This is a genomic window from Deltaproteobacteria bacterium (assembly GCA_016178705.1).
In the GTDB taxonomy this organism is placed as follows: Bacteria; Desulfobacterota; Binatia; order HRBIN30; family JACQVA1; genus JACOST01.
The window spans coordinates 74,816-89,200 of record JACOST010000011.1; the positions used below are offsets into that span (position 1 = coordinate 74,816).

Here is a 14,385-nt window from a genome sequence, read left to right on the forward strand (position 1 = left end):
CACCTAGCTCCGGTCCTCGGCGAAGGTCCAAGGAGCATGCCACGCGGCGTTGCAGTTGCCCCACTGTGCGATCGCGATTGCAGCATGCCGACGACTGAATAAGATTCAGACAATAGCGAGAATCTTGCCGCCAACCTGCTCAAGCAGGTGCTATGGCGTCGCGCGCGCTTGCCCGGCGCGCAGTGGTGTGTGAAGTGGGAACACGTTGGCGATGAGCAGACGATGAAATGGTGATGCGTCAAGAGAATGAACTCGCGCCGACAGAGGGTGAGCCCGCGCCGACGGACACCGACGCCGCGTTGCGCGCGCGGCGGACGTTGACGGCGTGCCTGTGGGTGCTCGCCTACCAGGGCTTCACCACCACCATCAACGGCGTCGGCGCGCCGTGGATCGCCACCAGCTTCGAGTTGGATCAATCGGGGATCGCCGCACTGTTCGCGCGGATCTCGCTGTCGGCGATCGGCAGCCTGCTGTTGTCGCGCCTCGCCGATCGTGTCGGGCGCCGGCGCGTCGTGCTCGGCTGCCTGACGGCCACGCCGCTCTGTGCGCTGGGTGCCGCGCTGTCGACACGTCTGACGCTGTTCGCGCTGTGGGAGATTCTGTTGTTCGCTTTCATCGGGGCAACGATGGCCGGAGCGATCGTGATGTTGGCGGAGGAGTTGCCGATCGCACAGCGCGCGAAAGGCCAGGGCTACGGCGGGATCGCGATGGGATTGGGCAGCGGCGTGTGTGTGATCGTGATGCCGCTGCTCGTCGATGCCGGCTGGTCGTGGCGGTGGTTGCTGGTGATCGCCGCGGCCGGACTGCTCGGCGTCCCGTTCGTCGCGCGTACGCTGCCCGAGAGTCAACGCTGGCAGCGCGCGGCGGCGAGTGGCGCAACCCAGCGCGTCGGCTTCTCCGCGGTCCTTGGCGTGGTGCACCGCCGTCGCACTCTGCCGATGCTGCTGTGCGTCTTCCTCGGGACGCTCTCGGGCGCGGCGGCGATGAGCTGGACGTATTTCCACGCGGTCTCGGTCGTCGGCTTGTCGGCCGACGCCGCGAGCATGATGGTGATCATTGCCGGTGGCATCGGCATGATCGGGTTTCCGCTCGGCGCGTGGACCTGTGAGCGGCTCGGCCGCGTGCCGACCGTGGTTGGATCGAGCGGACTGGTCGCGCTCGGTACGTTGTGGTTCTACTGGGGCCCGCCGGCGTGGGTGACGTGGCCGGCGTGGTGGCTCGGCGCCGCCTACTGCGGCTTTTCCATTGGGGTGAACGCAGCGACGGTTGGCGGCAACTCGGCCGCCACCGAGCTGTTCCCGACCGCGCTGCGCGGCACCATGATCGGTTGGTTCGCGCTGATCAACGCGCTCGCCACGGTGAGCGCCCAGGGCGCCATCGCACTGCTGGCTGCCCCGCTCGGCGGACTCTCGATAGTCGTCGGCTATCTCGGCGTGTTGGCGATTCCGAATGCGATCCTCTTCGGTCTGTTCATCGACGAAACCCGCGGCCTCTCGCTCGAAGCCGCGGCGCGGGAACACGCGTAACTTGCCTGTCGCAACATATCAGGGGTAAGTCAGGAACATTGGAGGCCATCATGGGAGCTACGGTTGAGACGAGTTACGGCAAACTGCAAGGCTTTGATGAGAGCGGCATCCGCGTGTTCCGCGGCATTCCGTACGCGCTGCCACCGATAGGTGCACGCCGGTTTCGTGCGCCGCAGCGGCCGCTGCCGTGGGCGGGCGTGCGCGCGGCACACGACTTCGGACCCGCCGCGCAGCAGAACCCGAACGCGCTCGGTCCGCTGGGCTTCGATATCGGACCGATGGACGAAGATTGTCTGTCCCTCAACGTCTGGACGCCGGCGTGCGACGGCGCCCGTCGGCCGGTGCTGGTGTGGATCCACGGTGGGGCATTCATCCTCGGCGCCGGATCGCAAGCGCTCTACGACGGCGCGACGCTTGCGCGCCGCGGCGACGTGGTCGTTGTCACCATCAACTACCGTCTCGGTGCCTTCGGCCTTCTCGATCTGTCCGACGCAGGCGTTGGCGCCGCGGGCGTCGGCGACACCAACGTGGGGATGCGTGACCAGATCGCAGCGCTCGAATGGGTGCGCGACGAGATCGCGGCGTTCGGCGGCGATCCCGACAGCGTCACGATCTTCGGCGAGTCGGCCGGCTCGATCAGCGTGGCGACGCTGCTCGGCACGCCCCGCGCCCAGGGTTTGTTTCACCGCGCGATTCTCCAGAGCGGCGCCGCTAACTTCGCTGGCTCGCGCCCACAAGCCGCGCGCGTGACAGCCGCGTTCCTCAAGGAGATGAGCTTGACGCCAGGCGAGACCGCCAAACTGCGCGAAGCCCCGCCGGCGCAGTTGCTCGAAGCGCAGCAGCGCGTGTATCTCACCATGCAGGGGCAAGTGCGCGGCTTGCCGTTCGCACCCGTGGTCGACGGCGACTTACTGCCGCAACATCCATTTGAAGCCATCCGCGCCGGGCTGGTGAAGGATGTGCCCGTGCTGGTCGGCAGCAACGTGGACGAGCTGAAGCTGTTCGTGGTGATGGATCCCGAAGCGCGCTCGCTCGATGAGGCGGCGTTGCTCAAGCGCTGCGAACACAACAGCCCGGGTGCGGATGCCAACGGCGTTAGCCATGGGCGGCGCGCGATCGACACCTATCGTCGCGCGCGCGCGGCTCGCGGCGCCGCCACGACGCCATCGGAGTTGTGGTTCGCGATCGAATCCGACCGCGTGTTTCGCTACCCCGCGATGCGGTTGGCCGCCGCCCAACGCGCGCATCAGCTGCACACCTACGCGTATCTCTTCTCCTGGCCGTCGCCGTTCATGGAAGGCATGCTGGGCGCGTGTCACGCGCTCGAACTGCCGTTCGTCTTCGGGACGTTCAACGATCCGATGATCGGCCAATTTGCCGGCGGCGGCGCGGCGGCGAACGGGTTGGCGGAACGCATTCAGGACGCCTGGCTCGCCTTCGCGCGCACCGGCAATCCGGCCTGCGCCCGCACTGGCGAGTGGCCGGCATACGACGCGGCGCGCCGCACGACCATGATTCTCGATGCCGACAGCCGCGTCGAGCATGCCCCGTTGGAAGACGAACGACGCTTCTGGGAGTTCTGGGACGCGATGGCGTAAGTCATCCCTCCACCCCGGATGAATGGAACCGCCGATGGACGCCGATGCTCGCCGATCAGAGCTTTCCGCAAGAACGTTAGGGATCCGTAGGGTTCACCGAACTGTCTGTCGCGATAGCGCGATGAATCGCGAAGAACTCCGTATCGGCGTGTATTGAGGCGATGTCCCTCCGCGTCTACGCATTCACGTGCGGTTGGCTCACCGGGCCGTTTGGAAATTTTCTCGTCGGCGAGTCGGGATCGATCCGCGTTCCGATTCCCTGCTTTCTCATCGAGCACCCGCACGGTCGAGTCCTGTTCGACAGCGGCCTGCATCGCGACATGCAAACCGACGCGGCCCGGCGACTCGGCCGGTTGGCGAAATTGTTCACGGCCGAGTTCAACGCGGGCGAAGATGTGGCCGCACGATTGGCGGCGCTCGACATCGATGCGACGAACGTGCGCTATCTCATCAACTCGCACCTGCACTTCGATCACAGCGGCGGCAACAGCGCGATCCCGAATGCCCAGCTCGTGGTGCAGCGACGCGAGTGGGAGGCCGGGCGCGATCCCGATTTGATGCGCGCGAACGCGTACAACCCGAAGGACTACGACCACGGCCACGACGTCCTCGCGGTCGACGGCGAGCACGACCTGTTCGGCGACGGCCGCGTCGTCTGCATTCCGACCTACGGCCATACCCCCGGGCATCAGTCGCTGCGGGTCCGACTCGACCGCAGCGAAATCGTTCTGACCGGCGACGCCTGCTACCTGCGCCGCACGCTGGAGCAGTTGCATTTGCCGGCGGTCGTTCACGACGAAGCCGCGATGCGCGCCTCGCTCTTGCGTCTGCGCGCGCTCCGCGACGCCGGCGCGCAGATCATCTTCGGCCACGATCCCGAGTTCTGGGCGAACGTGCCGCAGGCACCCGCTACGATCGGATGACGCTTCCTCGCGGCGCGGGATAACGGAGATGTACTTCTGGAATTCCCAAGCCCTGGCTCGGCAGCTCAAGACCGGGAGCCTCTCACAACGTGAGCGAGTCAAGTATCTGGTAGCAACCCTATTGGTAGTGACGATTGCGACTTACGTTCGCTCCTGGTCGTCGTACCGGATTGCGGTGAGCGAAACACTTGTTGCGATGGTGGCGACAGTCCTTGGCGTCTGGATATGTTTCTCTGCCAACGAACAAGGCGACGGCAAGGATTTCACGGATCGGTTCATTTGCTTGGGATGGACGACCTCGATTCGAGTTGGTCTGGCATTCGTCGCCACGCGCTGGCTGTGCACGCACCTCGTACCGTTGGCGTTCGGAGATGCTTTTCACATTCGCGACGAGTATCGGGGCATATTCAATCTCGGAGAGGGTCTCCTAATTTGAGGGGATATTCTGCTGGAGACTCTGGTTGCGAATCCGCTTCGTGGCCCGGGTGGGTCAGGAGGTGTCGAGCATCCACGGGGGCAGACCCTAGTAGGGTCGTTCGTTCAATCCGTTCTCGACGATCTGCGCGATCTCGTCAGCGCTGAAGCCCATGCGCGACAAGCTCAACAACTCGTCCGATACGCCGGCGCCGAAGAGGGCGTAGTCGTCGCTGTTGACGGTGAGCTTGACGCCGTTGTCGAACAGGCGCCGCGCCGGATGATTTTCGAACACGTCGCAGACGCCGAGGGAGTAGTTGCTGGTGGGACAGATGTGCAACAGGGTGCCGCGCTCGGCGAGGTGATCGACGAGCCGCGGATCCTCGGCCGCGCGCACTCCATGTTGCACCGCGTGCAAGTTGAGTTTCGTCACGCTCTCGCGGATGCGCTCCGGCCCGCATATTTCGCCGGCATGCGCCTTGAGCTTGAGACCGTGGTCCTCGGCGAGTCGATAGAGCGGAACGAAGTCGTCGATCGTACCGAGCTGCTCGTCGGCGTAGAGATCGAGGCTGCGGAACGCGCCGGTGGCGAGGAAGTCCTTGAGGCGCACCATCAACAGATCGGCGGGCAGACCGCGATCGATGCCGATCTCCGGAGCGATGGTGACGCGGTCGGCGACACGCGCCGCCTCGATGGATAGCAACTCGGCGAACTCCGCCACCGACATTCGCATGAACTCGGGGAGCAAGAGATCGAAGCTCGGCTCGGCATAGACCACGCCGTCGTCGACGAAGCGATCATACGTATCGCGGATCACGGCCGCGACGACGTCGCGGCCACCGCCGAGGATCGGCAGCAAGTTGGTGCCGATGTACATCCCGAACGCCTCGAAGTTCCCAAACACGGACGGCACCGGCGGCAGCGGCTGCTCGGCGAAGCGCGCGTAGGTCGCAATCGGCGCGGACAGCAGGCCGTGGCAGTGCAAGTCGGTTTTCGGCACGCGCCTCAGCGCGGCGCGGTCGCCGGTCGTCAATGCTTGTGCGAGCGTGGTGCGCCAGTTCTCGTCCACTGCGGCCTCCTGATGTGTGCACAGAGGAACACAGATGGACGCCGATGGCTAGGCGCGAGTTTGAACGTTCGACGAATAGCTTGAGGATCACGAAGACACGAAATGCCGACACGCACGAAAGGCGACCTGCCCTTCGTCCTTTCAAGCTTTCGAGTTTTCGTGATGCTCCGGATCTCGGGAGGGAAGGGCGACGCATGCGTCGCCCCTACGGCCGGATTTGATCCGCCGCACTCAGCGGCGATGCATGACGATCTCGGTGATCTCGGACGGCGCGAACAGACGCATCGCCGGGCCCCAGAAGCCGGTGCCACGACTGACGTAGAGTTGCGCGTCGCGCTCGCGATAGAGGCCGGCGACGTAGGGAGTGCTGAGGCGCACCAGATAGTTGAACGGCCAGATCTGTCCACCGTGCGTGTGACCCGAGAGCTGCAGATCGACGCCGAGCGCGGCGGCTTGGTGGAAGGTCGCTGGGTCGTGTGCCAGCAGAATGAGTGCGCGCTGCGGATCGCGATCGGCCATCGTTGCCGGCACGTCCTCCTTGATACTTCCGCCCACCAAACTGGCGTGATGATCTTCCACGCCGGCGAGATCGAACGACACATCGCCATCGCCGATGCGGACGCGCTGGTTGCGCAGAACCTGCATGCCGAGCGTTCGCACATGCGCGACCCACGGATCGGCGCCCGAATAGTGATCGTGATTGCCGGTGACGAAGAACACCCCATGACGAGCGCGCAAGTCGGCGAACGGCGCGACCTCGTCGGCGAGGCGCCGGACGCTGCCATCGACGAGGTCACCGGTAACCGCGATGAGGTCGGGCTGCAGTTCGTTGCAACGCGCGACCAAGGCGGCGGCGAAGCGGCGGTCGAGAATGGGGCCGATGTGAATGTCGCTGATCTGGACGATGCGAAAGCCGTCGAGGGCTTGCGGCCAGCGCGCCAGCGATAAGTCGAGCCGTCGCAGCGTGGGTGGACGCAGGGCGATGCGCATGGCGGTGACACCGGCGCCGAGCGCCAGGCCGATCACGCTGAAGGCGCGCATGCGGGCCGCGGTGGTAACGCTCAGTCCACGTGCGCCAGCCGGCACGGCCGCGCCAAGCAGCGTCCACACAACATCGGAGAGGAGCGTCAACGTCAGCAGGTAGAACGCGAACCCGATCCACAACGAAGCGGGCCAGGCGATCAGACGCGTGGTGGCGCGCGGCCAGCGCCGCTCGCCGATGGGTTGCAGGATCAAGGTCATCGCGAGCAATACGATCAGACTCAGCAATGCCGCGCGCAGCGGCGGCGCAAAGCCCGGATCGAAGACGAGCCGCTGGGCAAGATACCAGTGTCCGCCGACAAACACGGTGAGAATGACGGAGAGGAAGATGGTGATGAGCAGGCGACGACGCATGCGGCCAGTGTAGCAGCTGGGTTCGGGAACTCGACATCGCTGCTGGCGACCGGCGTTGCTTCTGCCTCGGCGCGGTCTATAGTCGCGGTTTCTGCCTATGCCCAAAGACGCGATCACTATCGTCGGCGCGCGCCAGAACAATCTGAAGGGGATCGACGTCCGGATCCCGCTCGGCGCGCTCACCGTCATCACCGGGGTGTCGGGCTCGGGCAAGTCGAGTCTCGCCTTCGACGTGCTCTATGCCGAAGGGCAGCGGCGCTACGTCGAGAGCTTCTCGGCCTACACGCGCCAGTTCCTCGATCGCATGGACAAGCCGCAGGTCGATCGCATCGACGGCGTGCTGCCGGCGATCGCCATCGCCCAAGGCAACACGGTGAAGACGTCGCGCTCGACTGTGGCGACGATGACCGAGCTGCACGATCATCTGAAGCTACTCTTTGCGAAAATCGGCGTGCTGCACTGCCGCCAATGCGGGCAGGTGGTGGGGCGTGACTCGGCCGAGTCGGTGGCAACGCGGTTGGTGCACTACCCCGCAGGTACGCGCGCGCTGATCACCTTCGCGCTGCCATTGCCGGAGAACTTGCCGTGGGCGGACGCGCGCATCGGGTTGATCCGTTCGGGCTTCCGCCGGCTGCTGGTGAACGGCGAGGTGGTCGATGTCGAAGCGGTCACGACGGCGCCCGGTGCGACGGTGACGGTGGTGGTCGACCGCGTCGCCGTGCGCGCCGATCACAAGACTCGGTTGGTCGACTCGATCGAGCAGGCGCTGCGCTTTGGCAAGGGACGCGTGGCGCTGATCTTTCCCGACGAAGCGATGCGCGAAGAACCGTTCGTCGATCGCCTGGAATGCCCGCGCTGCCACATCGCGTACCGCGAAGCCACCTCGAACTTGTTTTCGTTCAACAGTCCGCTCGGCGCGTGCGAGACCTGCCGCGGCTTCGGACGCGTCATCGACATCGACCTCGATCTGGTGATTCCCGATCCGCGCAAATCGCTCGCCGATGGCGCGGTCAAGCCGTGGAGCACGCCGAAGACCGAATGGGAACGCGGCGAGCTGATGGCTGTCTGTCGTCGGCGCAAGATTCCGACCGACACGCCGTTCGAGACTCTCAGCGTCGAGCAGCGCGCCATCATCATCGACGGTGAAGACAAGTCGCTCGGCCGCAAACGCTTCCACGGCATTCGCGGCTGGTTCCGCTGGCTCGAAGGCCGCACCTATCGCATGCACGTGCGCGTCTTTCTCGCGCGCTATCGTAGCTACCGCGTGTGCTCAGCGTGCGATGGCGGGCGGCTCAAGCCCGACGCGTTGTTGTTCCGCCTCAACGGCAAGACGATGCCAGAGGTAAGTCAGCTCAGCGTTGCCGAGGCGGCGGCGTTCTTCGACACGCTGCGCCTGAGCGAGACACAGGAAGAGATCGCGCACCTGATTCTCGCCGAGATTCGCAACCGGCTGCGCTACTTGCTCGAAGTCGGACTCGACTACCTCACACTCGATCGCCAGTCGCGCACGTTGTCGGGTGGTGAACTGGCGCGCGTCGATCTCACCACCGCGGTGGGCTCGTCGCTGGTCAACACGCTCTACGTTCTCGACGAGCCCTCGGTGGGTTTACACCCGCGCGACAGCCAGCGGCTGGTGCGCATCCTCCACGCGCTGCGGGCGCAGGAAAACACCGTGGTCGTGGTTGAGCACGATGCGGAGATCATCCGCGAAGCTGATCACATCATCGATCTCGGACCCGGCGCGGGTGCCAACGGCGGCGAGGTGGTGTTCGCCGGCAGCTACCAGGACCTGCTCGCCAATGGCCGGCGTTCGCTCACGGGCCAGTATCTCTCCGGCCGCAAGCACATCCCGACGCCGGTCAAGCGTCGGCCGATCATCCGCGCGCTGCGCCTGCGCATCCGCGGAGCACGCGCGAACAATCTGCGCAACGTTACCGTCGATCTGCCGCTGTCGCGCTTCGTCTGTGTTAGCGGGGTCTCCGGTTCGGGTAAGTCCACCCTCATGGAGGACGTGCTCTATCGCGGCCTCAAGAAGCGGCTCGGTCAATTCGTCGCGGTGCCGGGTGAGCACGACGACATCGAAGGCGCCGAGCGCATCGCCGAGGTCGTGTTCGTCGATCAGTCGCCGCTCGGCACGACGCCGCGCGCCAATCCGGTCACCTATCTGAAGGCGTTCGATCCGATCCGCACGCTGTTCGCGCAGACCCCGATGGCGCGGATGCGCGGCTATGCCGCCAGCGCGTTCTCGTTCAACGTCGCCGGCGGTCGCTGCGAAACCTGCACGGGTGAAGGCGTCGAAAAGGTCGAGATGCAGTTTCTCTCCGACGTCTACGTCACCTGCCCCGAGTGCAATGGCGCGCGCTTCCGCGCCGAGACTTTGGAAGTGAAGTATCAGGACAAGAGCATCCGCGAGGTGCTCGACCTGACGGTGCGCGACGCGCTCGATTTCTTTCACGCCGAGCCCGAAGTGGCGCGCCGGCTGCAGCCGCTGGTCGATGTCGGGCTCGACTACCTGCGGCTCGGCCAACCGTTGACGACGCTCTCCGGCGGCGAATCGCAACGGCTGCGACTCGCCGCGGCGATGGGGCGCGAGGCCAAGCCGCACAGCTTGTTCCTCTTCGACGAGCCGAGCATCGGCTTACACTTCGCCGACGTCGAGAAGCTGCTCACCGCGTTGCATCGCCTGGTCGAGCGCGGCAACTCGCTGGTGGTGATCGAACACAACATCGACATCATCAAGGCTGCTGACTACGTCATCGATCTCGGTCCGGAAGGCGGCCCCGGCGGCGGCACGGTCGTGGCTGCCGGCACACCGGAGCAAGTCGCCGCGGTCGAGGGATCGCACACCGGGCGCTACCTGCGGCAGGCGCTCAGCCCGGCGGCAGCGATCGAGCCGACGCTGCCGGCGCGCGTGGCCCCGCGGCGCGAGGGCTACGGCGTCATGCGTGTGATCGGTGCCAGGGAGCACAACCTGCGCGATCTCTCCATCGACTTGCCGCGTGATCAGTTCATCGTCGTCACCGGCTTGAGCGGTTCGGGCAAATCGACGCTGGCGTTCGACATCCTCTACGCCGAAGGGCAGCGTCGCTACCTCGACAGCTTGTCGGCGTACGCGCGCCAGTTCGTGAAAGTGATGGCGCGGCCGGCGGTGGATTTGTTGTCGGGCATTCCGCCCACTGTCGCCATCGAGCAGCGCCTCAGCCGCGGCAGTAAGAAGTCGACCGTCGCCACGATCACCGAGATCTATCACTACCTGCGCTTGCTCTATGCGAAGATCGGCGTGCAGCACTGCACGCAATGCGATCGACCGATCGCGGCGCAGACGCGCCAGCAGATCATCGACCGCATCCGCCGCGAGTCGCGCGGCGAGACCATCACCCTGCTGGCGCCGGCAATTCGCGCGCGCAAGGGGCAGTACACCGATCTGTTTCGCACCGCGCGCAAACTCGGCTTCGCGCGCGCCCGCGTCGACGGCAAGATCGTCGCGGTGCACCCGGTACCGGCGCTCGCCCGCTATCGCGCGCACGACATCGACATCGTCATCGGCGAGATCGAGGTCACACGCGCCGGCGCCGCCCAGTTGCCGGAGCTCGTGGCGACAGCGCTGCGGATGGGAAGTGGTGCGCTCATCGTGACTCGTGCTCGCGACTCGTGTTCGGCCCCCCGCTCCCGTTCTTCCGAGAACGAACCACGAACACGAGCCACGACTCCAGATCGCGTCTTCAGCGAACGTTTGTACTGCGCCGAGTGCGGGATCGGCTACGAAGCGCTCGATCCGCGCCTGTTCTCGTTCAACTCGCCACAGGGGGCGTGCCCCGATTGCGACGGCGTCGGCGCGGTGCCGAGTTTCGAGCCGGAGCTGATCGTCGGCGATCCGGCCCGCCCCATCGGCGACAGCCTGAGTGGTGCCTTCGAGGCGTTCGGCCCGCGGGCGAAGCGCGTGGTGAAGGAAACCGCGGCCCGCTATCGCGTGGCGCTCGATCGGCCGTTCGCGCGGTTGACGCCAAAACAGCAGGCCGGGTTGTTTCATGGCGACGGCGACGGCGGCGTGATCGGTTTCCTACAAGAATTGCTCGACGACGAGGAAACCAACCCGTCGCTGCTCGCGCCGTTCATGCACGAACGGGCATGCCCGACGTGCCACGGACGGCGGTTGCTGCCACGCGCGCAAGCCGTGCGCATCGATGGCCAAGCGATCTGGGAGGTGACGGCGACTTCAGTGGCCACGGCGCACGCGCAATGGACGGCGCGCCGCTTCGGCGGTCGCGACGCGGTGATTGCGGCGAGCGTGGTGAAGGAGATCGTGCCGCGCTTGCAGTTCCTCGAACAGGTCGGGCTGTCGTACCTCACGCTCGATCGCCGCGCCGACACGCTTTCCGGCGGTGAGGCGCAGCGCATTCGGCTGGCGGCGCAACTCGGCTCGAACCTGCGCGGCGTCTGCTACATCCTCGATGAGCCGACCATCGGGTTGCACCCACGCGACAACGCGATGCTGCTGGCGACGCTCTTGGAACTGAAGCAGCACGGCAACAGCGTGCTGGTGGTCGAGCATGATGAAGCGACGATCGCGGCCGCGGATCTCGTCGTCGATCTGGGGCCGGGCGGCGGCACCCACGGCGGCGAGTTGGTGGCGATGGGATCGCCGGCAGCGCTGCGCGCCAACTCGGCGTCGATCACCGGCCGCTATCTCGGGCAGCATCGACCGCGTCTGGGACCGCTCCGCGACTTGCGCGGCCGCGCGCAGCTGAAGGTTGTCGGGGCGCGCGAGCACAACCTGAAGAACGTCAGCGTCGAGATTCCGCTGGGCGCGTGGACCTGCGTCACCGGGGTTTCCGGTTCGGGGAAGTCGACCTTGGTGCGCGACGTTTTGTTTGCGGGCGTGCGCCGCCAGCTCGGACTACCAAGTGGCCGCGTCGGCGCGCACGGCGCCATTCGCGGTGTCGAGCATATCGAGCGGGTGGTCGAGGTCGATCAGACGCCGATCGGGCGCACGCCGCGCTCGATTCCGGCATCGTACGTCGGCTTCTTCGACGACATTCGCAAGCTCTTCGCGATGACCCCGGAGGCGCGCATGCGCGGCTACACCGCCGGCCGCTTTTCGTTCAACATCAAGGGTGGGCGCTGCGAGAGCTGCATAGGTCAGGGCAAGATCAAGATGGCGATGAGCTTTCTCCCCGACCTCTACGTCGAATGCGAAGACTGCGGCGGGCGGCGCTTCACCGACGAAACCTGTGCCGTGAGCTACAACGGCCGCAGCATCGCCGACGTGTTGGCGATGACGATCGAAGAAGCGGTGGCGTTCTTCGCCGGCGTCAGTCACATCAACACGCCGCTGCAGTTGCTCGACGACATCGGCCTCGGCTATTTGACGCTCGGGCAGGGCAGCAACACGCTCTCCGGCGGCGAAGCGCAGCGCATCAAGCTCGCCTACGAACTGGGGAAGGACTCGCGCGGCTCGACGCTGTACGTACTCGACGAACCCACCACCGGGCTGCACTTCGCCGACATCGATCGGCTCATCGATGTGGTGCACCGCTTGGTCGATCGCGGCAACACCGTCGTCACCATCGAGCACAATCTCGACATCATCAAGGAAGCCGACTGGATCATCGACCTCGGCCCCGAAGGCGGCGATCACGGCGGCGAAGTCGTCGCCATGGGCCCGCTCGATCACGTCATTGCCAACGGTGGGCGTTCGCACACCGTGCGCTTCCTGCGCGAGTTCGTGAACGGAGGCGCAGAGGCAGCAGCTAGCGGCTCGTGACGCTCGTGACGGTTTGCACAAAAGGGGGTTGCTGCCCCTCGATACGCCGCCCTTCGATACGAAGCCTTCGGCTTCTACTCAGTGCGGCTACGCGGGGAAGCGGTCTTTTTCTCGAAGAACCCACTGCCCGTTTGCCCGAGTAGATCGCGAAGCGATCGTATCGAGGGCCTGCTTGTTCAAAGCCGGCACTAACTACGCGGCGACGTGTCCCCGGCGTTTGTGCTCGGCTTCGACAACCGGTGCCGCGCGGATGCGTTCCAACCCGGTAGCCGCCCACAACTCGTCGAAGGACTGTTGCAGCGCCGCGGCGACTCTCCACGCGTCGGGGACGCGCTCGGCGTCGGCGTTCATACCGATGGTGAGCTGATCGGCGTAGCTCATGATCGCAAAGCCGAGCCCGATGCCGACGGCGAGCGGGACCAGGGGCACCATCACCTGCACCGGCTCGCCCAGCAGGTAGCGGGTCTCGCGCGGGCCGGGCACGTTGGTGCAAATCGTGTTGACCGGTTGGACGGAGGCCTGCAGCCGGGCCAGCGGCCGTTGCAACACGGGTGGCAACACGTCGGTGAGCGCCACGACGCGCTCCATCTGACTCGCTTGCCCGCCTTCTTTGAGCTGATTCATCGCCGCCGACACTTGCCGCAGTCGCTCGACCGGATCGGTGATGCCGATCACCAACGGCGCCACCATCATCGATACGCGGTTGCCGAGCTTAAGGTGTTCGTGTTCGCTGCGTACGTTGACCGGCACCATCGCCTTCAGTTCCGTGCGGTCGACTTTGACGCCGCGCTCGCGCAGGTAGTGGCGCAAGCCGCCCGAGATGATGGCCAGCACGACGTCGTTAACGGTGCCGCCCAGGCGGCTTTTGATCGCTTTGACTTCGTTCAGCGAAAACGGCGCCCACGCGACCGCGCGCTTGTTGCCGAGCGCGCCGTTGAAGAGGGTCGCCGGCGCCCCCGCGAGCAAGGTGCGAGCCATCGTGCCGATTGCGTCGACGGTGGCGCGCGCTTCGGCGAACGCACGTGACGGGCGGGTCAGCATGCCGGCGACGTGGCGTCCCAACTCGATCTGCGCACTTACCGCATCGAATATCCCCATCGTCGCTTGCGTGAGAGGGTTTGGTAGCGCCGGCTTCACCGGTGAGTGTTTCGGTGGATTGATCGGCGAGGGCTTCGGTGACGGGTCCATCAAGATGCCGATGATCTCGACGCCGCTGGCGCCGTCGATCATGCAGTGATGGGTCTTGGCCAGCACCGCGCTGCCGTGGCCGCGGTAGCCCTCGATCAAGTGCATCTCCCACAAGGGCTTCGAACGGTCGAGCGGTTCGGCGAACAGCTTCGCGCACAGCGCGGCCAGTGCCTGATCGTCGTGACCGCCCTTGAGGGTATGACGGCGGACGTGATCGCGGATGTCGAACTCCGGGTCGGGCTCCCAGGTTGGGTGCGCCAGGTTCAACGGCACCATGACCGCGCGCTGAGTGTAGCGCGGGATCAGATGCAAGCGCGCGCGCAGGTCGCGCACCAGCCGTTCATAGTCAATGGCGTGCGCGAAGGTGTAAATGCCGGCGACATGGAGCAGTGCGTTCGGCTGCTCGAGGTAGAGGAAGCTAGCGTCCAGTGAGGTCATGCGCCGGTTGAGCGCGGTTGGTTCAGTCATGCGGTCCTCTCGCGGGGATAGCGTGGGCTTCAACGGATCG

7 protein-coding genes are annotated in these 14,385 nt (G+C 65.7%); 4 read left to right on the forward strand and 3 right to left on the reverse strand.

Annotation, left to right across the window (positions count from 1 at the left end; all coding sequences use genetic code 11):
- The first annotated feature begins 233 nt into the window (after nucleotides 1–233).
- The 3 genes from HYR72_06150 (at nucleotide 234) to HYR72_06160 (ending at nucleotide 4,047) form a co-directional block, all read left to right on the forward strand.
- Entirely contained in the window at nucleotides 234–1,526 is a 1,293-nt protein-coding gene (locus HYR72_06150) for an MFS transporter (protein MBI1814540.1), read from the forward strand.
- 50 nt (nucleotides 1,527–1,576) lie between these two features.
- A complete protein-coding gene (locus HYR72_06155) occupies nucleotides 1,577–3,124 on the forward strand; it encodes a carboxylesterase/lipase family protein (GenBank protein ID MBI1814541.1) in 1,548 nt (515 codons plus the stop codon).
- 161 nt (nucleotides 3,125–3,285) lie between these two features.
- Nucleotides 3,286–4,047: an N-acyl homoserine lactonase family protein gene (locus HYR72_06160; GenBank protein MBI1814542.1), complete on the forward strand. Its 762-nt coding sequence runs from the start codon at nucleotides 3,286–3,288 to the stop codon at nucleotides 4,045–4,047.
- Nucleotides 4,048–4,570: 523 nt separating this feature from the next.
- Here HYR72_06160 and HYR72_06165 read toward each other — a convergent pair.
- Nucleotides 4,571–5,530 carry a hypothetical protein gene (locus HYR72_06165; protein MBI1814543.1) on the reverse strand — a complete coding sequence of 320 codons (960 nt, stop codon included), beginning with the start codon at nucleotides 5,528–5,530 and terminating at the stop codon, nucleotides 4,571–4,573.
- 231 nt (nucleotides 5,531–5,761) lie between these two features.
- The gene (locus HYR72_06170) at nucleotides 5,762–6,925 is read right to left on the reverse strand and encodes a metallophosphoesterase (GenBank protein MBI1814544.1); all 1,164 of its coding nucleotides are present in this window, start codon (nucleotides 6,923–6,925) and stop codon (nucleotides 5,762–5,764) included.
- A 97-nt stretch (nucleotides 6,926–7,022) separates the two neighbouring features.
- Between HYR72_06170 and uvrA the strand changes: the two genes are divergently transcribed.
- Nucleotides 7,023–12,689 (forward strand): excinuclease ABC subunit UvrA, encoded by a 5,667-nt coding sequence (gene uvrA, locus HYR72_06175; protein MBI1814545.1) that lies wholly within the window; start codon nucleotides 7,023–7,025, stop codon nucleotides 12,687–12,689.
- Nucleotides 12,690–12,881: 192 nt separating this feature from the next.
- Here uvrA and HYR72_06180 read toward each other — a convergent pair whose 3' ends face one another.
- Complete coding sequence (locus tag HYR72_06180) at nucleotides 12,882–14,345, reverse strand: wax ester/triacylglycerol synthase family O-acyltransferase (protein MBI1814546.1); 1,464 nt, start codon at nucleotides 14,343–14,345, stop codon at nucleotides 12,882–12,884.
- Nucleotides 14,346–14,385 lie beyond the last annotated feature (40 nt).